This is a genomic window from Streptosporangium jomthongense (assembly GCF_042650425.1).
In the GTDB taxonomy this organism is placed as follows: Bacteria; Actinomycetota; Actinomycetes; order Streptosporangiales; family Streptosporangiaceae; genus Streptosporangium.
Genome location: NZ_JBHSBC010000018.1, coordinates 18360 through 39132, shown reverse-complemented (window position 1 = coordinate 39132; position 20773 = coordinate 18360). Strand labels below are relative to the sequence as shown.

The window sequence follows — 20773 nt, the reverse complement described above, 5'->3', positions numbered from 1 at the left end:
GACGCGAGGGAGAGTGACATGTCAGTTCTTGTGGCGTTCAGCGTGACTCCGATCGGCACCGGGGAGGACGTCGGGGAGCTCGTCGCCGAGGCCGTACGGGTCGTACGCGCCTCGGGACTGCCGAACCGGACGGACGCGATGTTCACCACCGTCGAGGGGGCGAACTGGGAGGAGGTCATGGCCGTGGTGCGGGACGCGGTCGCCGCGGTCGAGGCCCGGTGCGGACGGGTCAGCCTCGTGCTCAAGGCCGACATCCGCCGGGGCCGGGACGGCGGTCTCGACGCCAAGGTCGCCACCGTCGAGGACTATCTCGCCTGACACCCCGCGGGGGAGGAGTGGCGCCGGACCGTCGAGCGGACCGTGGTCACCGTCAGCAGCAGGGTCACCAGCGAGGCCACCGCGAGCAGGGCCAGGCTCAGGCCGTAGGAGCCGAGCCTGCCGTAGTCGAGTCCCATCACCAGTGGCGGGACGAACCCGCCCAGGCCGCCCGCCGCGCCGACCAGGCCGGTGATCGAGCCGACCAGATCGGCCGGGGCGACCAGGGTGACCAGGGCGAAGGTGGCCCCGCTGCCCGTGCCGAAGGCCGCGGCCATGGTCAGGAAGGCGACCGTGCCGGTGAGGGCGAGGGACGGGGTGAACGCCTGCGTCGTGGCGCAGACGGCGAGCACGGCGAAGACCGTGACCAGGACGGGAAGCGGTCCCGAACGGTCGGACAGCCAGCCGCCCAGGGGGCGCGCCAGAACCGCGACGAGCACGAACCCGGCCATCCTGCGGGCGGCGTCCGCCTGTTCGAGGCCGTAGGCCGTCTGCAGGTAGACCGGCAGGTAGACCGAGAACGCGACGTATCCGCCGAAGGCCACCGCGTACAGGACGGACGCCTGCCAGGTGATCGGCAGCCGCAGCGCGGCGGCCATGCCCGACGACCTCAAGGGCGCAGAAGAGGGCCGTGCCCTCATCGGGGTGCGGGCCGTGTGCCCGGGAGGGTGCCGCAGGACGAGACAGGCGACGACGGCGTAACAGGTCAGCACGCCCGCCGTGAGCAGGAAGGGCGCCGCGGGACCGCCCGCCTGGGTCAGCCCGACCGTGGTCAGGGCGCTGATCGCCGTGCCGCCCATGCCGATCCCGAAGACGCCGACGGCCAGGCCACGGCGCTCTGGCGGGAACCAGGAGGCGACGAAGGGCACGCCGACGGCGAAGATCGTCCCGGCGACGCCGAGGCAGAGCCCGCCGGCCAGCAGCGCCGCCAGTGACCGCTGCCCGGCCAGGCCGACGAACAGGACCGGCGGTACGGCGGCGGCCGAGACGAGCGGGAAGGTCACCCTGCCGCCGAGCCGGTCGGTGAGGGCTCCGACGGGAATCCGGCCGAGGGAGCCGATGACCACCGGAACCGCCACCAGCAGCGCCTGCTGGGAGGCCGACAGGGAGAGCGTCCGCTTGAACTGCGGGCCGAGCGGGCTGAGCAGCGCCCATGCCCAGAAGTTCACCGTGAACCCCGTCGTGGCGACCGCGAGCATCAGCGCGGGGCGGCGAGCGCGGCCGCTCGCATCGGTCCGTACATCGTTCGATTTCATCGCCCATCCTTGTTGCGCTGGTTTGTGCACAGATGAGGTGGTCGTGAATCCCGTCATTTCTGACGAGTGAACGTGTTCCTGGATAATCCGGACCGCACTGTCCGGTGGAGAAGGCCGGCGGATCGCCGAGGCGGAGCAGAGCGATCCGCTGCCGAGGCGGAGCGTATCAGCTGGAATGAGGCCACGCTCCCCCCGCAAGGACCTTCACCTCCAAAAAGGACGCCGAAAGGCCGGAGGTCTCCGCGGCCGTACCGGGAACACCGGCCGGGGCTTCGCGAGTTAGGGGATCGGAGTCGTTTCTGGAGTGTTGTGAGGGTGTGGGCGAATGGCGGGAAACGGGCGGGCCGGGCGTCTGGTCGCGGGCGGGCTGGCGCTGGCGGCCGTGGGGTGGGCGCTGCGGGACGTCCCGGCCGCGCTCGGCGGCGGGGCGGCGGGCGAGCGGCTGGAGCGGATGCGCCGCTCACCGAGGTTCCGTGACGGCGCCTTCCACAACTCCGTCCCGGGTACGGCGATGCCGAGGGGCGACCTGGTGAAGCTCCTGGGCGAACTGCTTCGCGACCGTGACGGGCGCCGTCCTCCGGGGCGTGTCCCGGTGGTGGGCTCCCCCCTGGTCCCGCCGTCCGAGGACGGTCTCAGTGCCCTGTGGTACGGCCACGCCACGACGCTGGTCGAGATCGAGGGGCGGCGGGTGCTGTTCGACCCGGTGTGGAGCGAGCGGTGCTCCCCGGCGCCGGTCGGGGGCCCCAGACGGCTGCACCCGATGCCCGCGTCGCTGGTCGGCCTGCCCGCCCTGGACGCGGTGGTGATCTCGCACGACCACTACGACCACCTCGACATGGCGACGGTCCGCGCGCTCACCGCCCTGCAGCGGGCCCCCTTCCTGGTCCCGCTGGGCATCGGCGCGCACCTGGAGCGCTGGGGTGTGCCAGGGGAGCGGATCGTCGAGCTCGACTGGGAGGAGGAGACGCGGGTGGCGGGCCTGCGCTTCGTCGCGACCGCCGCCCGGCACTTCTCCGGGCGCACCCTGAGGCGTGACACGACGCTGTGGGGGTCGTGGGTGGTCGCGGGGGAGCGGCACCGGGTCTTCTACGCCGGAGACTCCGGATACTTCGACGGCTACGCGGGGATCGGCGCCGCGCACGGTCCCTTCGACCTGACGCTCATGCCCGTCGGGGCCTACAGCCCGAACTGGCCGGACATTCACATGAACCCGGAGGAGGCGGTGCGGGCCCACCTCGACCTGGGCGGCGAGCTGCTCCTGCCCGTGCACTGGGCGAGTTTCACCCTGGCCTTCCATCCGTGGGCGGAGCCCGCCGACCGTCTGTGGCGCGAGGCCAAGGCCAGGGACGTCCGCGTGGTCGTCCCGCGTCCCGGCGAGCGGATCGACGTCGGCGACGCTCCCGCCCCGGACGGCTGGTGGGAGCTGCTGGGCGGGTGACCTTTACCCCGGCCAACCGGCCGGGGTGTGGATTTGGTAGTTTCCGGACCGTTCCATGAAGAATCTGAGAGTCTTCTGGAACGGTGCAGAACCTCATGTGACAGGTGATGCCTGGCTTACCGCTGAGAATATGATGGGTCATCCTTTATCGTTCTATGGGCCGGTGACGGCCGTGCCTTCAGGCAGGGTGGCCCATGTGATCTGCCTGGGGGGACAGTGCCGGTGTTCCGCATGCGCGTGGTGAGGTCACCGATGCGATGAGCGTCGGCACCGGACCCGCGAGGCGCGCCCTCTACGACTACGAGCGGTTCAGCAGGCTGGCCGGGCCGATGACCGAGCCCGACCCCGGCGAGCCGTACCGGGTTCGCTACCGCTCACTGCTGGCGGGCGAGCCGCACCGGGTGCGCGCGGTGCTGCTGATGGTCGCCGCGCTGCTGGTCGAGTTCACCCTGATGGTCTGGCTGCTGCTGCCCGCTCACTGGACGGAGCGTCCGGACCCCTACGGCGGGCTCCCGTGGTACCTGCCGGTCGCCGACCGGGTCATGCTCGTGGCGATCGCCCTCATCGAACTGTTCCGGCTGGTCAGCGTGGTCTCCAACGTCCACGCCATGCTCGCGGCCAGGGACCCGGTACCGGTGAGGCCGGAGCCCGGCGGCAGGGTCGCCTTCATCACCACCTGCGTGCCGGGCAAGGAGCCGCTGGAGATGGTCAGGCGTACCCTGACCGCGGCGCTGAAGATCCGTCACCAGGGCGTGTTCGACGTGTGGCTGCTGGACGAGGGCGACGACCCGGAGATCCACGAGCTGTGTGACTGGCTGGGCGCGCACCACTTCACCCGCAAGGGCGTGCCCGAGTGGAACCAGCCGAGGGGGCCCTTCAGGGCGAGGACCAAGCACGGAAACTACAACAGCTGGCTGGCCGCTCACGGCGACGACTACGACTTCTTCGTCTCGGTGGACACCGACCACGTGCCGTTGCCGGAGTTCTGCGAACGCATGCTCGGCTACTTCCGCGACCCCACGGTCGCCTTCGTCGTCGGCCCCCAGGTCTACGGCAACTACACCCTCGGCGTCACCAAGGCGGCCGAGAGCCAGCAGTTCCTCTTCCACTCCCTGATCCAGCGCGCGGGCAACCGGTACGGCGCGCCGATGTTCGTCGGCACCAACAACGCCGTGCGGATCAGGGCGCTCAGGCAGATCGGCGGACTGTACGACTCGATCACCGAGGACATGGCGACCGGCATCGAGTTCCACCGCGCCCGCGACCCGGAGACGGGACGGCGCTGGACGTCGGTCTACACCCCCGACGTACTGGCCGTCGGAGAGGGGCCGACGTCGTGGACCGACTTCTTCAGCCAGCAGCTGCGCTGGAGCCGGGGCACCTACGAGACGTTGCTGACCCAGTTCTGGCGGGCCGTCCCGCGTCTGTCGCCCGGCAGGCTGTTCAACTACACGCTGATGGTGACGTTCTACCCCATGTCCGCGCTCAACTGGCTGCTGGCCGGGCTGAGCGCCGTGCTGTTCATGGCGGTCGGCGGCTCGGGCGTGACCGTGCCGATGGACATGTGGCTCATGCTGTACGGCGACGCCGCACTGCTGCAGATCATGCTCTACACCTGGAACCGCAGGCACAACGTCAGCCCGCACGAGCCCGAGGGCTCCTCCGGCGTCGCCGGGATGGTGATGTCGGCCCTGTCCGCGCCCATCTACGTGGCCTCGCTCGCCGGGGCCGCGCTGCGGCGCCCCAGCCGGTTCGTGGTCACCCCGAAGGGCGACTCGGCCAGTCCGGACCAGGTCGCGACCTTCCGCATCCACCTGTGGTGGGCGGCGGTGTTCGGCGGGGGCCTGCTGCTCAACGTCTTCTGGACCGGCCACCTGCACGTGGCCATGACGCTCTGGGGGGTTCTCGCCCTCGTGATCTGCCTGGGGCCCATGGCCGCCTGGGCGTGGACCTCTAGGAGAGGCCGATGAGCAGGCTGCGCAAGAACCTGGTCGTTGCCGCGATCGTGACCGTCGTCGTGGGGGTCAACCTGCCGGCCGTCGCGGGGTTCGCCTACCGGGAGTGGCACGACTACCGGATCAACCGGGACGACTACAAGGCGAGCCACGGCCACTGGAGCTTCCTGAACATCCCCGAGCGGTTCAAGGTGAACGCCATCCACGCGGCGCTGCTGCACACCGGCAAGGTGCTCATCGTCGCGGGCTCCGGCAACAACATCGTCAACTTCGACAAGGGCACCTTCAAAACCCTGCTCTGGGATCCGGCCAAACCAGGAGAGCCGGGCGAGTTCAAGCTGGTCGACACCCCCGTCGACCTCTTCTGCTCCGGGCACGTCATGCTGCCCGACGGCAAGCTGCTCATCGCGGGCGGCACGCTGCGCTTCGAGGTGCTCAAGGACAAGGTCAAACGGGCGGCCGGGCCGCTGGTGGTGAAGAACGAGAACCCGCACATCACCAAGCACCTGCCCGCGGGCACACTGGTCGCCTCCCCCGACGGGCGGCTCTACCGGACCACCTCCATGATCATGGTGCCGCCCGCGACGAAGACCGAGACCGGGGTGCGCGGCAAGGCGCGGGTCACGCCCAGTGAGACCAAGGTGTTCGCCGAGTCGGTGGCCGAGGGCGCCATCGGGGTGATCAACGCGGCCGACGGCTCCGTCAAGTACGAGATCCAGGGACTGACCACCGACAGGGAGAAGCGCAACCTGTACGCCATGGGCGGCGGTATGACGCTCGACAAGCAGGACTTCCAGGGCATCAAGGACGCCTTCGAGTTCGACCCCGTGACCGAGCGGTACACCAGGGTCCCGGACATGGCCGAGGGCCGCTGGTACCCGACGCTGACGGCCCTGCCGGACGGCAGGGTGATGACGGTCTCCGGGCTCGACACCGTCGGGAAGGTCACCAGGGACAACGAGATCTACGACCCGGCCACGAAGAAGTGGAGCCCCGGCCCCCGGCGCTTCTTCCCGACCTACCCCGCGCTGTTCCTGCTCGACGACGACACGCTCTTCTTCTCCGGGATGAGCGCGGGGTACGGCCCCGGCCAGCTGTCGATGCGTCCCCCCGGCGTGTGGGACTACCGCCACGACACCGACCGTCTGGTGTCGACCCCCGGGGCGCCCGGCGGCCTCGCGCCGGACGAGATGGAGGCCTTCACCCCGGTGCCCGGCCTGCCCGAACCCGAGCTCAACGAGACCGGAGCCTCGGTGCTGCTGCCTCCCGCGCAGGACCAGAAGATCATGGTGCTGGGCGGAGGGCCGGTCGGGGAGCGCCAGCCCGGCCAGAAGAACGCGACCGACCGGACCGCCATCATCGACTTCGAGCAGCCCGCGCCCCGTTACGTCCGCGGTCCCGACCTCTCCCACCCCGTTCGCTACTCCTCGGCGGTACTGCTGCCGGACGACACCGTGTTCACCTTCAACGGTTCGAGCGACTACCGGGGCAGAGGGGACAGCAACATCCTGCGGGCGGAGTTCTACGATCCGCGGGTCAACGCCTTCCGGCAGGCCGCGGCACCCGCCGTCGGCCGCAACTACCACGCCGAGGGCCTGCTGCTTCCCGACGGCCGGGTGCTCAGCATGGGCTCGGATCCGCTCTTCGGCAACGGGGAGGGCTCGGTCCCCGGCAGCTTCGAGCAGCGGGTTGAGGTGTACACCCCTCCCTACCTGCACAACGGCGAGTCGCGTCCGGTGTTCACCGACGGCAGGCAGCAGGTGAAGCTGGGCGGAAAGGCGGGCTTCAAGACCCCCGACGCCGAGCGCATCACCGAGGTGCGCTTCATGCGGCCCAGCGCGGTCACCCACGTCACGGACGTCGAGCAGCGCTCCATCAAGATCGACTTCACCCGGGTGTCGAGCGGCATAATCGTCACGCTCCCCTCCAACCCCGCACTGATGCCGCCAGGCTGGTACATGATGTTCGGAGTCACGCAAAAGGGAACACCGTCCCAGGCCCGCTGGGTCCACGTCCTGGACGGTCGAGCCTGAGGAGCCCGATGAACAGCTACGGCCGCGCCGCCGCCGCGCTCGCCCTCGCCCTGGCGACGGCCTGTACGGCGGCCCCGGAGCCGTCAGCCGTACGACCGCCCGCCTCCACCGGAAGTGGCGCGGGAGCCGCGGGGGAGGACGTCCGCTTCTACGTGGACGACGAGGGAGCGGCCGCCAGGGAGGCCAGGAGGCTGCGCGAGGAGGGCAAGACCCAGGAGGCGGAGCTGATCGGCAGGATCGCCGAACGGCCGAACGCCGTCTGGATCGGCGACGCCGACCCCTCATCCCGGGTCGCGGCCGTCACGGAGAAGGCGGCCAAGGCGGGCCAGGTGCCGGTCCTGGTGGCCTACCACATCCCCGACCGCGACTGCGGCCAGTTCTCCGCGGGCGGCGCCGCGAACCCCGACGAGTACCGCTCCTGGATCCGCCGCTTCGCCGAGGGCGTCGCCGACCGGCCCGCCTGGGTCATCCTCGAACCGGACGCGCTCGCCCACATCCTCGACAACTGCACCAAGGGCGGCAAGGCGGATGAACGGCTCGACCTGCTCAGGGACGCCGTCGAGACGCTCAAGAAGCAGCCGAGAACCAGGGTCTACCTCGACGCGGGCAACGCGGGCTGGATCAGGGACCCCGGGGCCTGGGTCGATCCGATGCGGCGCGCCGGGGTCGCCACGGCCGACGGGTTCGCCTTCAACGTCAGCAACTTCTTCACCGTCGAGGAGAGCGTCGCCGTCGCGGGACGGCTCTCCGACGCGCTCGGCGGGGCGCCGTACGTGATCGACACCTCGCGCAACGGCAACGGGTCGCCACAGGGCGCGCAGGGTGACGACGCCTGGTGCAACCCGGCGGGCCGGGCCCTGGGCACGGCGCCGACCACCCGGACGGGCCGCGAGCGGGTGGACGCCTTCCTGTGGGTCAAACGACCCGGTGAGTCGGACGGCGAGTGCCACCGGGGCGAGCCCGCGCCCGGAACATGGTTCCATGACTACGCACTGGAGTTGGTACGTAACGCCAAGTAGTCAGTGAATTCGTTACCTCCCGGATCTTGTCGGTGAAGTTCCGACTGCTGGACATTGACAACTGTTGTCAATCTTCATCGGCCTTCGGGAGTCCCCCTCGATGAACAGATGGAAGACAGTCCTCATCGCCATGGCGGTCGCCGTACCCTCCGGCGTCATGCCCGCGGCGGCCGCGCGAACCGCGGCCGCCCCGATGCCCTCCTCGTCGTCCGCCCCGGTCGTGAACGAGGAGACCCAGCCGGTCTACTCACGCGCCGACGCCCTGACGGAGACCGTGTTCGTCGAGGTCGCCGGAGTGGACAGCGACCGTGACGGCAGCCCCGACCGGGTCGCCGTCGACATCATGCGGCCAAGGGAGACCGCGTCCGGGCTGAAGGTCCCGGTCATCATGGAGTCCAGTCCCTACTACGCGGGCACCAACACCGTGGTCAACCACACGGTGGACCTCGACGCCTCCGATCCCTCGGGCATGGACTACCGGCGCAACAAGCTCGACGGCATGGGTGAGGCGATCTTCGGCTCCGAGGAGCGTCCCCCGACCTCCAGGGCGGTCGCGCCGCCCTTCCGCGGCTACTACGACAACTACTTCGTCCCGCGCGGCTACGCCGTCGTGCTGGTGGAGAACCTCGGTTCCGGGCGGGCCACCGGGTGCCCGACCTCCGGCCTGGAGAACGAGACGGCCGGGCCCAAGGCGGTGATCGACTGGCTCAACGGCAGAGCCCGGGCCTTCGACGCCTCGGGCGGCCAGGTCCGCGCCGACTGGTCGACGGGCAATGTCGGCATGATCGGCGTCTCCTACAACGGCACGCTCGCCAACGCCGTCGCCGCGACCGGGGTCAAGGGTCTCAAGACCATCGTGCCGATCGCGGCGATCTCCTCCTGGTACGACTACTACCGCGCCAACGGCGGCGTGGTCGCCCCCGGGGGCTACCAGGGCGAGGACACCGACATCCTGGCCCGTTACGTCCTGACCAGACAGAACGCCGAGCAGGCCTGCGGCGCTCTGGTCGACTCGATCGAACGTGACCAGGACCGGGTGACGGGGGACTACTCCCCGTTCTGGGCCCGGCGCGACTACCTCAACCACGTGCGCGGGGTCCGCGCCTCCGTCTTCGCGGTCGCCGGGCTCAACGACTGGAACGTCAAGACCAAGCAGACCGTCCAGTGGTGGAACGCCCTCGCCGCCCAGGGGGTGCAGCGCAAGATCTGGCTGCACCAGGGCCCCCACTTCAACCCCTTCTCCTTCGCCGCCCGCAACGCCGAGTGGCTGCGCCAGCTGCACCACTGGTTCGACTTCTACCTGTACGGCCTGCGCAACGGCATCCTGGACGAGCCGAGGGCCGACGTCGAGTCGGGGCCGGACCAGTGGGCCCAGTACGCCACCTGGCCGCTTCCCGGCACCCGCGACGTCCGGCTGAACCTCGGCGCGGGGACGGGCGGCCGCAACGGCACACTGAGCCCGCGGCGCTCGCACGGCCGCGCCGTCGAGTCCTTCACCGACCAGGGCGGCCGCACCGCCGGTCAGCTCGCCCAGGACGTCGCCACGACCGATCCGAACCGGCTGGCCTACCTGTCGGAGCCGGTGAGCGGGCAGGTGCGCCTGTCCGGCACGCCGAAGGTGCGGGTCAAGGCGGCCTTCGCGGCGGGACGCTCGCCGTACCTGACCGCGTTGCTCGTCGACTACGGCACCGACACCCGTGCCACCGGCGGCGTGGTCTTCGGCCAGGAGCCGGTCTGCTACGGACAGGGCGTGCCGGGGGACACCGGCTGCTCCTACCTGGCCAGGCACGTCACGGAGACAGCCCCCTACAAGATCATCACAAGGGGCTGGCTCGACGTGCGCAACCGCCACTCCGCAGCCAGGACCGAACTGCTGAAGGAAGGCAGGTTCTACGACTTCGACTTCGACCTGCAGCCCAGCGACTACGTGGTCAAGCCCGGCCACCGGATCGGCGTCGTGCTCATCTCGACCGACCGTGACTTCACCCTGCGCTTCCCTGCGGGGACCAGGGTCTCGGTCGAACCGGGTGCGGGTTCGGTCACCCTTCCCCTCGTCGGGGGCCGCGGCGCCCTCGGCTGACGGAACGCGCCCTCCGGCCCTGCCGGAGGGCGCAAACCCTTGACCTTCACATCAATGTGAAGGTTTTACCCTCCTCTCGCGGTCGGCGGCGCACCATGGTCAACGATCAACCGGGCACGCCGACGCCTGGACTGAGACGTGAGGGGAGCGAAACGGATGAGCGACGAGGGAGGGCGCCGGCACGGGGCGTCCGAACCCGCGCCGGCGAAGGCGGAGCCGGGAGGCGTGGTGGTCATCGGCGCGGGGCCGGGGATCGGGCGCTCGGTGGCGGCGCGGTTCGCGCGGGAGGGACTGCCGGTCGCCCTGGTGGCCCGTACGGACAGGACCGTGAAGGCGGTGGCCGAGGCGATCGCCCCGGCAGGGGTCCGGGTGGTCGCCCTGACGGCGGACAGCGCCGACGAGACGGCGCTGCGGGAGGCCCTCGACACGGCGGCGGCCGAGATCGGCCCGCCGGATGCCGTGGTCTACAACGCGGCGATCGTCCGCCCGGACGAGCCCGGTGAGCTGTCCGTACGGGAGCATCTGGACATCTGGTCGGTGAACGTCATCGGGGCGCTCACCGCCGCCGCGCACGTCGCGCCCGGGATGGCCCGGCGCGGCGGCGGCTCGTTCATCGTCACCGGAGGGATGCCCGAGCCCAAGCCCGACTACGTGAGCCTCTCGCTGAGCAAGGCCGGGGTGCGCACGCTGGTCGTGCTGCTCGACGGGCGTTACGGAACCTCGGGCGTCCACGTGGCCAGTGTGACCGTCGGGGGCGTGGTCGCCCCGGGGACGGACTACGACCCGGACGACATCGCCGAGCACTACTGGCGGCTGCACACCCAGCCGCGTCAGGAGTGGGAGCACGAGGTCGTCCACGGGGCCTGAGGCCGCCCGAGATCGCCCGAGATCACAGCCCGGTGACGATCAGGCGGTCGCTGTCGGTGTTGCGGATCCGCAGGGGGGCGATCCGCTGGTATTCGGGGGAGTCGTTCCACGCGCGGGCGGTCTCGGCGTCGGGGAACTCAAGGACGACGATCCGGCCGGGCTCGGGGTCGCCTTCGAGGACCTCGACGGCTCCGCCCCGTACGAGATAGCGGCCGCCGTACGGTTCGAGGGTCGCCTGGACCTGGGCGCGGTACTCGGCCAGCTCCTCCTCGTCGCCGGTCGCCTTCACCTTCGCGATCACATATGCGGTCATGGGCCTCACCGTACCGGGAGGCGTTCCGCGGTCCCCGCCGCGGGGAGGGGCCGCGGAACGCCCCGGCCTTCACCGGCGGGACGTCACAGGCCGAGGGCCCGGGCGGCCAGCGCGGTCCCCCGCACCCGCGCGGTGATCTTGGCGAACGCGGTGTCGCGGGAGGTCGAGGTGTCGTCGGCGAAGGGGGAGAACCCGCAGTCGTCGCAGGTGCCGAGCTGGTCGGCGGGGATGTGGCGGGCGGCGGCCAGCACCCGGTCACGCACCTGCTCGGCCGTCTCGACCAGGGGGTCGATCGGGTCGATGACGCCGACGAAGACCCTGACGCCGGGGCGCAGGGCGCCGCCGATGAGGCTCAGCACCCGTTCCTGGTCCGGCTCACCGGCCAGCTGGACGTAGAAGTTGCCCGCCTGCAGCCGGAAGAGCGTCGGCAGCAGGTCCGCGTAGTCGACGTCGAGGCTGTGGGTGGAGTCCAGGTCGCCGCCGGGGCAGGTGTGCACGCCGATCCTGGCCCGCTCCTCCTGGCTGAAGCGTTCGAGGACCCGGTTGTTGAGCTCGACGAAGTCCCCGAGCAGCCCGCCGCTCGGGTCGAGCTTGAGCGAGAGCCGCCCCTCGGTGAAGTCGAGTTGCACGGCGTGCGCGCCCGCCTCCAGGCAGCCTCGGATGTCCGCCTCCGCCTCGTCGACCAGGTCGTCGAGGAAGGCCTTGCGCGGATAGTCGTCGATGCCGTCGGCCGGGTAGAGCAGGCTCAGCGCGGACGGGGCGATGACCGCCTGCTTGACCGGCAGGCCCGTGTGGCTCCTGGCCTGCCTGAGGTACTTCTCCGCGTGCACCGCGTAGCGGAACGGGCCCGAGGTCAGGCACGGCAGCTGCCGGGTGTGGCCGTCGGCGAAGGGGATGACGGCGCCGTCGGGGCGCAGCCCCGCCAGGCCGGCGATCGGATAGGTGGCGAAGCTCGGCTTGGACTGCTCGCCGTCGACGAGGACGGGGGATCCGGTCCCCTCCAGGCGTGTGATCGTCTCCGCGACGGCCTCGGCCTGCCGTGCGGCCAGTTCCTCGTCGCCGATCCGGCCGTCGGCGTGTCCGGCCAGCGCGGCGAGCAGTTCCGGAGGCCGGGGGATGCTGCCGATCGGTTCGGTGGGGATCGTCATGCCGCGAGCGTAGATAACGATACGTGTTCCATCAATCACTCGTCGGTGGAGATGATTACGCCCCGAGATGTGGAACCTCCGCCCACGGATGTGGAACATCCGCGCACCTGGCCCCACTCACGGCGCGTCGCCGTCCCGCCCCTGAGGAACGGCGGGCGGTACGGCCCTGCCGGTCGTCAGGTCGATGACGCGGCCGTTCCCGCCGGTCGCGGTGAGCGCCGCGGCGAACAGGACGAGCTGGTTGAGGAGCTTGAGGAAGACGAGCATCGCGGCGGCGCCCGCCACGACCTGGTAGGCCGGGTTGGCCGCGGTCATGCCGATGTAGAGCTGGCCGAGGGACTTGAGGATCTCCAGCCCGACGGTGATGAGCAGGGCCGGGCCGATCGCCCTGCGCGGGGGCAGTCGCAGCCTCGGCGGCCCGCTCAGCAGGGCGAACGCCAGCAGCGTGTTCACCCCGAGCCCGATCAGGAAGGCGGCGGCCGACAGCAGCCACTTGGCCGGGGCGTCGTCGGTGCCCACGGTGTGCGCGACCAGCCAGCTCAGCATCTCCCCGGTGACGAACGCCAGGGTGAGCGTCAGGGAGAGCAGCAGTCCCAGCCCGGCCAGCACCCCCAGGTCGATGAGCTGGCGCAGAAGGAGCACGCCCGGATACTGCTCCAGGCGCCAGATGGCCCTGATCGCCGAGCGCAGCGTGTCCATCCAGAACAGGCCGGTCAGCGGAAGGCCGACGAGGGCGATCATCCCGGCCGTGCTCTGCGCCTCACGCAACGCCGCCACGTCCAGGCGCGGGAAGTTCTCACTCAGATAGTCCTGTACGGCCCGCACGACCTCCGGCGTGTCCAGGACGTGCCCGATGATCGCGAACCCGAGCAGGCCGAGCGCGAAGACGGCGAAGAACGAGTAGTAGGTGAGCGCCGCGGACAGGCGCCCGCCGTCCACCTGGTCGTAGCGCACGGCGGCGCGCGCCAGATGGTCGAGCCATCCGTGGCGGCGGCGGGCCCGTGCCCACGCCTGGGTGATCCTTCCGGACAGGCGCCCGGTGAAGCTGACGACCGTCATGACAGGGCCTCGCCCCGGGGCCGTGCGGCACGTCCCAGGGGGTGTGGCCAGGGGCCGGATGTCACGGAACGCGACGGAATCATCCCGGAAGTCTGGCAGAAGCCCCGCTCCCAACGGCACCCCGACACCCCGTCGCACGCGGCCTTTCCGGGCTTTTGTCCCCTACGGCGCAGGAGATCGGGGACGTCCCCCGGCCGTTGTGCCGGGGCCGTTCGTGCTGATGGCGTGTCCCGGGTACCGGGGGCGGCCAAGGTGCGAACAGCCTCGTCCGGCGTGTCGTCCCCCCGACGGGGGGTGGGGTCAGCGCCACCACGATGGACCGGCCCGCCGGATCGAAAGGCCCGGCGCCGATCCCTAGTTTGATGAGCGTCCGGTGACACCGACCGAAGGAACACCCATGAGGAAGACTCCCCTGCGTCGCGGCCTGCTGGTGGCGGTCGCCCTGGGCGCCGTGGCGGCCCCCGCGCTGGCCACTCCCGCCCTGGCCGCTCCCAAACCGGCGTCGGAGACATCGGAGGAGCGGGTCGTCGCGGGCCTTGAGCGTCACGCCCACCCACTGCGCGGCACCCGACCGGACACGCCGGGACACGATCTGAAGGCGCTGTCGGCGCTGGTCCGTGACGCGGAGATCGTGGGAATCGGCGAGGCCACCCACGGTTCCAAGGAGCTGTTCACCCTGCGCCACCGGCTGTTCCGGCACCTGGCGACCACACAGGGCTTCACCACCCTCGCCCTGGAGGCGCCCTGGTCGGCCGGTGTCCGCCTGGACGAGTACGTGCGCACCGGCAAGGGCGACCTGCGCACGATCCTCAAGGAGGAGGGCGAGACCACCGGCGGCGTGTGGAGCACCGAGGAGTGGCTGGACCTGTACTCCTGGATGCGCGACTACAACCGCACCGCCCGCACCAAGCTCCGGGTGATGGGCTTCGACCTCAGTGACGTCCACCCGCAGCAGTACCGGCGGATCCTCGACTGGGCCGAGGAGCACGAGCCCTCGATCCTGCCCGAACTGCGCCGCCGCTACGCGAAGCTGCTCGCCCTTCCCGGTGGTGCGAAGGAACGGGTCGACGCGCTGACGGCTCTTCCCCCGGAGCGGCTCAAGGCCGTGGCCGAGGACGCCGAAGCCGCCTACCACCTGGTCGAGAAGGCCGCCAAGGTCGACCCCTACGTGCTCCAGGAGGCCCGCGTCATCCACCAGATGACCAAGGTGTACGCCTCGGAGGGGTCCGAACTGCACCTGAACCGCGACCGGTTCATGGCGGAGAACACCATGTGGTGGAAGCGGCAAACCGGTCTGAAGATCGTGGCCGCCGCGCACAACGGGCACGTGACCTACCTCTCCCCCTTCCCGCAGCACTACCCCGTCACCCAGGGGGCCCGGCTACGTGCCATGGCCGGGCGCTCCTACGTCGCCATCGGCACCTCCATCCACAGCGGCGGATTCCGGGCCATCAATCCCGACAACGGCAAGGCGGAGAACTTCGACACGGGGGTTGCGGGGCCGGACAGCAACGAGCACATCCTCGACAAGGTGCGCCATCGCGACTACTACGTGAGCCTGCGCCAGGCGGAGCGCGACCCGGCCACGCGGAAGTGGCTCGGCACCGCCCGCCCGACGTTCACCGTGCCGGCCACCTACCTGCCCGACATGCTCAAGGCACCACTGGCCCTGGGCCAGGCGTACGACATCGTGGTTCACCTCCACCGCGTCAAGGCGGCCGATCCGCTGTGAGGACGCCTGAGGCTCCCGGCGCACGGAGCCGGAACGGCCGCTGAATCCGGCCGGGAAGACGCGGTACGCGAAGGGAAGGAACGCCGGGGAGGCCTGGGCCGGGCCTCCCGGAAACAGCATGGGGGAACACCCTGGCTTGTCCCTGACTTCGGGTTCTGGCTCTGCCGCTGGTCCGTGCCGGGCCGTAGCGTGGAGACATGGGACGGATTCTGTTGATTGTGGCGGCCGTGGTGCTCGCCTTCTTCCTGCTCGGCTCGCTTCTGGGCTTCGTCGTCGGCCTCATCAAGTGGGCCCTGATCCTCGGCCTGATCGCCGTGGCCGCCGGTTTCGTGGTCAAGCTCTTCCGCTCCTCCAGCCTCAGAGGCTGACGGGGCCAGGCCCGCGGAGCCGTTCTCCTCACGGCGGTTCCGCGGGGGCAAGGAGGGCACGGGAATAAGCCGCTCTAACCGGAGATTTCCTCCGGTATGAGAGCGATCATCTACACCGAGACCGGCGGCCCCGAGGTCCTGCGCCTGGTCGAACGGCCCGTTCCCGAGCCGGGACCGGGTGAGGTCAGGGTCCGCGTGGTCCTGTCCGCCGTCAACCCCAGCGACTGGAAGTTCCGCGCGGACGACTCAGGCCCCACCTTCCCCGAGGTGGTGCCGAACCAGGACGGCTCCGGAGTCGTGGACGCGGTCGGCGAGGGAGTCGACGGGCTGCGGCAGGGCGATCGTGTCTGGATCTGGGAGGCCGCCTGGCAACGCCCGGACGGCACCGCCCAGGAGTTCGTGGTGCTGCCCGCCCGGCAGGCCGTACGGCTTCCCGGGGAGGCATCCTTCGAGGTGGGCGCGGCGCTCGGGATCCCCGCGCTGACCGCGCATCGTTGCCTCACCGTGGCCGACGGCACGGCGGCGGGCGGTGGCGCGGGACGGCTGGCGCCGGGTGCCCTCGCGGGCCGCACCGTGCTGGTCGCGGGTGGGGCGGGCGCGGTCGGCAACGCCGCGATCCAGCTCGCCAGATGGGCGGGCGCCACGGTCGTCACCACGGTCAGCGGGCCGGAGAAGGCCGCGCTCGCGACCGCGGCCGGGGCCCACCATGTCGTGAACTACCGCGAGGGGGACGCCGCCGCCGAGATCAGGCGGGTCGCCCCGGGAGGCGTCGACGTCGTCGTCGAGGTGGCCCCCGTGGTGAACCTCACCCTCGACCTCGCGGTCCTGGCCCCCGCGGGAACCGTCGCGGTCTACGCCGTGGACGGCGGTCCCGCCGAGCTTCTCCTGCCGCTGGGGCCGGTCGCGGCGGGCAACCTCCGCTACCAGGGCGTCCTGGTCTACACGGTGCCCGAGACCGCCAAGCTGGCCGCCGTCGAGGACGTCTCGGCCGCCGTCGCCGCGGGCGCGCTGCGGGTGGGGGAGGAGGCCGGGCTGCCGATCATCCGCTTCCCCCTGGAGCGCGCCGCCGACGCCCACGCGGCGGTCGAGGAAGGAGCCGTCGGCAAGGTCGTCATCGAGGTCGGCGCCTGAGCTCTGTTTCCTCCGGGTCTGAACGGATATCTGGGGAAGGTAGGGGCAGGACGCCCGCCGTACCCGCCCCTGTCCGGCAGGTCCCGATTCCGGCCGCCGTCCGGGGGCGGCGGCCGTCGAGGAGGCAGTGATGGCGATCGCGACGGTCAACCCGGCCACCGGTGAGACCCTGAAGACCTTCGAGCCGCTGGACGAGCGGGAGGTCGAGGAACGGCTCGCGCGCGCCGCGGCCGACTTCCTGACCCACCGGACGACCGGTTTCGGGCAGCGGGCGGCCTGGATGCGCGCGGCGGCCGACCTGCTCGAAGGCGAGCTTGAGGAGACGGCCCGTCTCATGACGACCGAGATGGGCAAGACGCTGGTCTCGGCCCGCGCGGAGGCGGCCAAGTGCGTGACGGGGATGCGCTACTACGCCGACAACGCCGAGGCGCTCCTGGCCGACGAGCCGGGGGACGCGCGGGCCGTGGGGGCGCGGCGCGCCTACGCGCGCTACCAGCCGCTGGGGCCCGTGCTCGCGGTGATGCCGTGGAACTTCCCGCTCTGGCAGGTGATCCGCTTCGCCGCGCCGGCGCTCATGGCGGGCAACGTGGGGCTGCTCAAGCACGCCTCGAACGTTCCCCAGACCGCGCTCTACCTGGGGGAGCTCTTCACCAGGGCGGGTTTCCCCGCGGGCTGCTTCCAGACCCTGCTCATCGGTTCGTCACAGGTCGAACGGGTGCTGAGGGACAGACGGGTGGTCGCGGCGACCCTGACCGGCTCGGAGCCCGCGGGCCGCTCCGTCGCGTCGATCGCGGGTTCCGAGGTCAAGAAGACCGTCCTTGAGCTGGGCGGTTCCGACCCCTACGTGGTGATGCCGTCGGCGGACGTCGAGGCCGCCGTCTCGACCGCCGTCACCGCCAGGGTGCAGAACAACGGCCAGTCCTGCATCGCGGCCAAGCGCTTCATCGTGCACGCCGACGTCTACGACGAGTTCGAGGGCCGCTTCGTCGAACGCATGGAGTCGCTGCGGGTCGGCGACCCCATGGACGAGGAGACCGACGTCGGGCCGCTGGCGACCGAGCAGGGGCTCGACGACCTGGAGAGGCTGGTCGCCGACGCGGCGGGACGCGGCGCGCGGGTGCTGTGCGGCGGGGTGAGCCCCGACCGGCCCGGCTGGTTCTACGAGCCGACCGTGCTGAGCGGTGTCACCCGGGAGATGAAGCTGTTCCTGGAGGAGTCGTTCGGCCCGGTGGCCTCGCTGTACCGGGTGGAGGACGTCGAGGAGGCCGTCGCGCTCGCCAACGCCACCTCCTTCGGGCTCGGCGCGAACGCCTGGACCACCGACGAGCGTGAGCAGGAGCGCCTCATCACCGAGCTGGAGGCCGGGATGGTCGCCGTCAACGGCATGGTGGTCTCCTACCCGCAGCTGCCCTTCGGCGGCATAAGGAACTCCGGGTACGGCAGGGAGCTGTCCGCCCACGGCATCCGGGAGTTCTGCAACCTCAAGACGGTCTGGATCGGCTGAGGGGAAAGACGCGCGGACCGGCCCGCCAGGGGCGCGCGGCCCCAGGGGGTCGCGGGCCGGTCCGGGATCAGGGGATGGAACGGCGCAGCCCGACCGTGTCCCGCAGGACCTCGGCCGGGTCGTGGCCGTCGATCAGCAGCCTGCGCATCAGCGCCGCGACAGGCCGCATCGTGCCGGGGGTGAACCCCCGGCGGGTGACCTCCTGGGTGCCGATGCGCAGACCCCGCATCGGCTCGCCGGGAGCCTGGTCGGGCAGGCCGATGCCGCTGAGGTAGACGCCGCCCTCGGCCAGCCGCCGGGCCGCCTCGTCCCCGCCGCCGAACGCCGCGGCGTCGACCGCGACGTGGTGGGAGACCGTCCAGCCCAGGTCGGCCGCCGCCACGGAGAAGCCCTCCTCGGTCAGCGCGGCGGCCAGGGCGTGCGCGTTCGCGATACAGGCGTCGGCGTAACGCGGGCCCTCGGCGGCGTGCTCGGCCGCCGTCACGGCCAGCGGGGCCAGCCGGGAGGCGTCGTAGTTGGCGGTCAGCCCGGGGTAGGCGGCGGCGGAGACCCGGTGGGCGAGGTCCTCCTCACGCGTCACGACGGCCGCCCCGGGAGGGCCGCCGAAGGACTTGTAGGTGGACATGGTCAGCAGGTGGGCGCCCTCCAGCAGAGGGCGCTGGAAACGACCGCCCGCGATCAGCCCGGCCACGTGCGAGGCGTCGTAGAGCAGCACCGCCTCCACCTCGTCGCACGCCGCCCGCACCCGTGCGACGTCGTGCGGGAACAGCATCAGGCTGGCCCCGATCACCACCAGGACGGGCCGGTGCTCGCGCAGGAAACCCGGCAGGGCGTCGTGGTCGATGCCGAACCCGGCCGCGTCGTAGGGCAGGTCGACGACCCGCAGGCCCCGGATTCCGGCGGCGCCCTGGACGTGGTGGCTGGCGTGCCCGCCCGCCGCCTCGGGCAGGACCGCGATCGTGTCGCCGGGGACGGCGAAGGCGGTGTAGCAGGCCAGGTTGGCCAGGGTCGCGCTCTGCAGCCTGACCTCGGCGAACTCGCCGCCCATCAGGGAGGCGACCCCCAGCGGGGCGAGCACCTCCAGCACGTCCAGCTCGTCGAGGCCGGTCTGGAACTTCTCCCCGGGCCAGCCCATGGAGGGACGGCAGGCCGCCGACAGCTCGTGGGCCGCCCTGGCGCGCTCGCTCATCGTGTTGGTGCCCGCGTAGAGCACGACGCCGTCCTCGTCGAGCCTGCTGCGGTGTCCGGCGAGCGCCGCGCCGACCGTCCGCACGACCTCGTCGAGCCCCAGGCCCTCGGCCGCGGCCTCAAGCTCCGCCAGACGTCGTTGCGCCCTGGGCGAGGCCCACGGGGCGATGCGGCTGCGCTCCTGCACGGCGGTCTCCCTTCACGAGACCCTCTCACTGAACGTGCAAGCGACGGTACGGCCCGCGCCCCGGTCAGTCATCGTCCTGCCAGCGGAGACCTTTCATACATCTGTAGGATTCGACGGTGATCGGCGATGAAGTCCAGGATCTCCTCGATTCCCTGGCCGCGACCGTGGGACGGGGCGTCGCGGTGGACGATCCCGAGGGCCAGGTCGTCGCGCACAGCGTCCACCACGGCGAGGTCGACCAGGTCCGCGCCCAGGCGATCCTGTCCCGTTCCGTCCCCGCCGAGGTCAGCGCCTGGCAGGAGGCTCACGGCGTGGCCACGGCCCGCGTTCCGGTCAGGGTGCCCGCGAACCCGGCGCTGGGCATGGCGGCCAGGCTCTGCGTTCCCCTGCTCCACCAGGGCAGGCGTGTCGGCCTGCTGTGGATCATCGAGGGGAGGACGCCGCTGAGCCAGGAGGAGGAGGCCGGGGCCGTACGGGACGCCGCCGCCATCGCCGCCCTCCTCGACGGCGGAGGAGGGTCGGGCACGCTGCGGGGGCTGCTGACCGGCGGGATACCCGCGGCGCGGGCCGCCGCGGTGCTCGGCGAGGGGCCGCTGCGCCTGCTGGCCCTGCGCGGTGAGCGGGGGGAGCCGGGCCGGGCGGTCGAGGAGGAGCTGGCCGGGACGCGGCGCCCTCCCGCCTTCACGGTCCTCGACCGGCACGCCGTACTGCTGCTGAACGGCGGGCAGGACGCGACCGCGCTGGCCGGACGGCTGGTGGCCCGTACCGGGGGCGCGGCGGGGCTCAGCGCGGTGCACGCCGGGCTCGGGACCGTCAGGCGCGCCCACCGGGAGGCGGTCGCCGCGGCCAGGGCGGCGGTCGCGGAGCCCGCGCTCGGGCCGGTGGCGAGCTGGCCGGACCTGGGCGTCTACCGGCTGCTCGCCGAGCCGGGGCGGATCTCCCCCGGACCGCTGCACGAGCATCCGGCCCTGGCCGCCACCCTGGAGACCTATCTGGACAGCGGAGGGGACGCGCAGGAGACCGCCAGACTGCTCCACCTGCACCGCACGAGCCTGTACTACCGGCTGACACGGATCGAGGAGATCACCGGACGCAGCCTGAAGGACGGAGCCGACAGGCTGGAACTCCACCTCGCGTTGAAGCTGGCACGCTGGAACGCGGTGTAGCGGCCGGATAAACC

General features: G+C 71.4%; 17 protein-coding genes. 12 read left to right on the top strand and 5 right to left on the bottom strand.

Going from position 1 to position 20773, the window contains the following annotated elements; genetic code table 11:
• The first annotated feature begins 18 nt into the window (after positions 1-18).
• Positions 19-318 (top strand): MTH1187 family thiamine-binding protein, encoded by a 300-nt coding sequence (locus ACFOYY_RS17835; protein ID WP_362777551.1) that lies wholly within the window; start codon positions 19-21, stop codon positions 316-318.
• On the opposite strand, the gene ACFOYY_RS17830 is transcribed toward ACFOYY_RS17835, so the two are convergent.
• Entirely contained in the window at positions 306-1571 is a 1266-nt protein-coding gene (locus tag ACFOYY_RS17830; protein ID WP_362915750.1) for an MFS transporter, read from the bottom strand. The two genes, ACFOYY_RS17835 and ACFOYY_RS17830, sit on opposite strands and share 13 nt — an antisense overlap.
• A 325-nt stretch (positions 1572-1896) precedes the next feature.
• Here ACFOYY_RS17830 and ACFOYY_RS17825 point away from each other — a divergent pair, with 325 nt between their 5' ends.
• The 6 genes from ACFOYY_RS17825 (at position 1897) to ACFOYY_RS17800 (ending at position 10963) form a co-directional block, all read left to right on the top strand.
• On the top strand, positions 1897-3009 hold the full coding sequence (locus tag ACFOYY_RS17825; protein WP_362777556.1) for an MBL fold metallo-hydrolase: 1113 nt from the start codon (positions 1897-1899) through the stop codon (positions 3007-3009).
• Positions 3010-3266: 257 nt separating this feature from the next.
• A complete protein-coding gene (locus ACFOYY_RS17820) occupies positions 3267-4979 on the top strand; it encodes a glycosyltransferase family 2 protein (RefSeq protein WP_386190350.1) in 1713 nt (570 codons plus the stop codon).
• Positions 4976-6997 carry a galactose oxidase-like domain-containing protein gene (locus ACFOYY_RS17815; RefSeq protein WP_386190349.1) on the top strand — a complete coding sequence of 674 codons (2022 nt, stop codon included), beginning with the start codon at positions 4976-4978 and terminating at the stop codon, positions 6995-6997. Before ACFOYY_RS17820 ends, ACFOYY_RS17815 begins: the two co-directional genes overlap by 4 nt.
• Before the next feature lie 8 nt (positions 6998-7005).
• Positions 7006-8016, top strand: a complete 1011-nt coding sequence (locus tag ACFOYY_RS17810; protein ID WP_386190348.1) for a glycoside hydrolase family 6 protein — start codon at positions 7006-7008, stop codon at positions 8014-8016.
• Positions 8017-8116: 100 nt separating this feature from the next.
• On the top strand, positions 8117-10096 hold the full coding sequence (locus ACFOYY_RS17805) for a Xaa-Pro dipeptidyl-peptidase (protein WP_362777563.1): 1980 nt from the start codon (positions 8117-8119) through the stop codon (positions 10094-10096).
• A 156-nt stretch (positions 10097-10252) separates the two neighbouring features.
• Positions 10253-10963 carry an SDR family NAD(P)-dependent oxidoreductase gene (locus tag ACFOYY_RS17800; protein WP_386190347.1) on the top strand — a complete coding sequence of 237 codons (711 nt, stop codon included), beginning with the start codon at positions 10253-10255 and terminating at the stop codon, positions 10961-10963.
• Positions 10964-10985: 22 nt separating this feature from the next.
• On the opposite strand, the gene ACFOYY_RS17795 is transcribed toward ACFOYY_RS17800, so the two are convergent.
• The 3 genes from ACFOYY_RS17795 to ACFOYY_RS17785 form a co-directional block, all read right to left on the bottom strand.
• Positions 10986-11276 carry a DUF1330 domain-containing protein gene (locus ACFOYY_RS17795; protein ID WP_352012999.1) on the bottom strand — a complete coding sequence of 97 codons (291 nt, stop codon included), beginning with the start codon at positions 11274-11276 and terminating at the stop codon, positions 10986-10988.
• An 83-nt stretch (positions 11277-11359) separates the two neighbouring features.
• Complete coding sequence (locus ACFOYY_RS17790) at positions 11360-12424, bottom strand: cobalamin-independent methionine synthase II family protein (RefSeq protein ID WP_386190346.1); 1065 nt, start codon at positions 12422-12424, stop codon at positions 11360-11362.
• Positions 12425-12541: 117 nt separating this feature from the next.
• Positions 12542-13483 carry a YihY/virulence factor BrkB family protein gene (locus ACFOYY_RS17785; protein WP_352012997.1) on the bottom strand — a complete coding sequence of 314 codons (942 nt, stop codon included), beginning with the start codon at positions 13481-13483 and terminating at the stop codon, positions 12542-12544.
• Between the two features lie 397 nt (positions 13484-13880).
• Between ACFOYY_RS17785 and ACFOYY_RS17780 the strand changes: the two genes are divergently transcribed.
• The 4 genes from ACFOYY_RS17780 (at position 13881) to ACFOYY_RS17765 (ending at position 18218) form a co-directional block, all read left to right on the top strand.
• A complete protein-coding gene (locus tag ACFOYY_RS17780) occupies positions 13881-15215 on the top strand; it encodes an erythromycin esterase family protein (protein WP_386190345.1) in 1335 nt (444 codons plus the stop codon).
• 197 nt (positions 15216-15412) lie between these two features.
• A complete protein-coding gene (locus ACFOYY_RS17775; RefSeq protein ID WP_352012995.1) occupies positions 15413-15583 on the top strand; it encodes a hypothetical protein in 171 nt (56 codons plus the stop codon).
• 96 nt (positions 15584-15679) lie between these two features.
• Positions 15680-16714: an NADPH:quinone reductase gene (locus ACFOYY_RS17770; protein ID WP_352012994.1), complete on the top strand. Its 1035-nt coding sequence runs from the start codon at positions 15680-15682 to the stop codon at positions 16712-16714.
• A gap of 130 nt (positions 16715-16844) precedes the next feature.
• Positions 16845-18218: an NADP-dependent succinic semialdehyde dehydrogenase gene (locus tag ACFOYY_RS17765; RefSeq protein WP_352012993.1), complete on the top strand. Its 1374-nt coding sequence runs from the start codon at positions 16845-16847 to the stop codon at positions 18216-18218.
• A 67-nt stretch (positions 18219-18285) separates the two neighbouring features.
• On the opposite strand, the gene ACFOYY_RS17760 is transcribed toward ACFOYY_RS17765, so the two are convergent.
• Complete coding sequence (locus tag ACFOYY_RS17760) at positions 18286-19593, bottom strand: serine hydroxymethyltransferase (protein ID WP_352012992.1); 1308 nt, start codon at positions 19591-19593, stop codon at positions 18286-18288.
• Between the two features lie 116 nt (positions 19594-19709).
• Here ACFOYY_RS17760 and ACFOYY_RS17755 point away from each other — a divergent pair, with 116 nt between their 5' ends.
• Positions 19710-20759 (top strand): PucR family transcriptional regulator, encoded by a 1050-nt coding sequence (locus ACFOYY_RS17755; RefSeq protein ID WP_352012991.1) that lies wholly within the window; start codon positions 19710-19712, stop codon positions 20757-20759.
• The last annotated feature ends 14 nt before the right edge of the window (positions 20760-20773 follow it).

Bases quoted from the DNA above. Each gene is read 5' to 3' on its own strand.
- ACFOYY_RS17830 (WP_362915750.1), bottom strand. From the start codon at position 1,571: ATGAAATCGAACGATGTACGGACCGATGCGAGCGGCCGCGCTCGCCGC.
- ACFOYY_RS17765 (WP_352012993.1), top strand. From the start codon at position 16,845: ATGGCGATCGCGACGGTCAACCCGGCCACCGGTGAGACCCTGAAGACC.
- ACFOYY_RS17820 (WP_386190350.1), top strand. From the start codon at position 3,267: ATGAGCGTCGGCACCGGACCCGCGAGGCGCGCCCTCTACGACTACGAG.
- ACFOYY_RS17790 (WP_386190346.1), bottom strand. From the start codon at position 12,424: ATGACGATCCCCACCGAACCGATCGGCAGCATCCCCCGGCCTCCGGAA.
- ACFOYY_RS17835 (WP_362777551.1), top strand. From the start codon at position 19: ATGTCAGTTCTTGTGGCGTTCAGCGTGACTCCGATCGGCACCGGGGAG.
- ACFOYY_RS17770 (WP_352012994.1), top strand. From the start codon at position 15,680: ATGAGAGCGATCATCTACACCGAGACCGGCGGCCCCGAGGTCCTGCGC.
- ACFOYY_RS17795 (WP_352012999.1), bottom strand. From the start codon at position 11,276: ATGACCGCATATGTGATCGCGAAGGTGAAGGCGACCGGCGACGAGGAG.
- ACFOYY_RS17785 (WP_352012997.1), bottom strand. From the start codon at position 13,483: ATGACGGTCGTCAGCTTCACCGGGCGCCTGTCCGGAAGGATCACCCAG.
- ACFOYY_RS17805 (WP_362777563.1), top strand. From the start codon at position 8,117: ATGAACAGATGGAAGACAGTCCTCATCGCCATGGCGGTCGCCGTACCC.
- ACFOYY_RS17800 (WP_386190347.1), top strand. From the start codon at position 10,253: ATGAGCGACGAGGGAGGGCGCCGGCACGGGGCGTCCGAACCCGCGCCG.
- ACFOYY_RS17810 (WP_386190348.1), top strand. From the start codon at position 7,006: ATGAACAGCTACGGCCGCGCCGCCGCCGCGCTCGCCCTCGCCCTGGCG.
- ACFOYY_RS17775 (WP_352012995.1), top strand. From the start codon at position 15,413: ATGGGACGGATTCTGTTGATTGTGGCGGCCGTGGTGCTCGCCTTCTTC.
- ACFOYY_RS17825 (WP_362777556.1), top strand. From the start codon at position 1,897: ATGGCGGGAAACGGGCGGGCCGGGCGTCTGGTCGCGGGCGGGCTGGCG.
- ACFOYY_RS17780 (WP_386190345.1), top strand. From the start codon at position 13,881: ATGAGGAAGACTCCCCTGCGTCGCGGCCTGCTGGTGGCGGTCGCCCTG.
- ACFOYY_RS17815 (WP_386190349.1), top strand. From the start codon at position 4,976: ATGAGCAGGCTGCGCAAGAACCTGGTCGTTGCCGCGATCGTGACCGTC.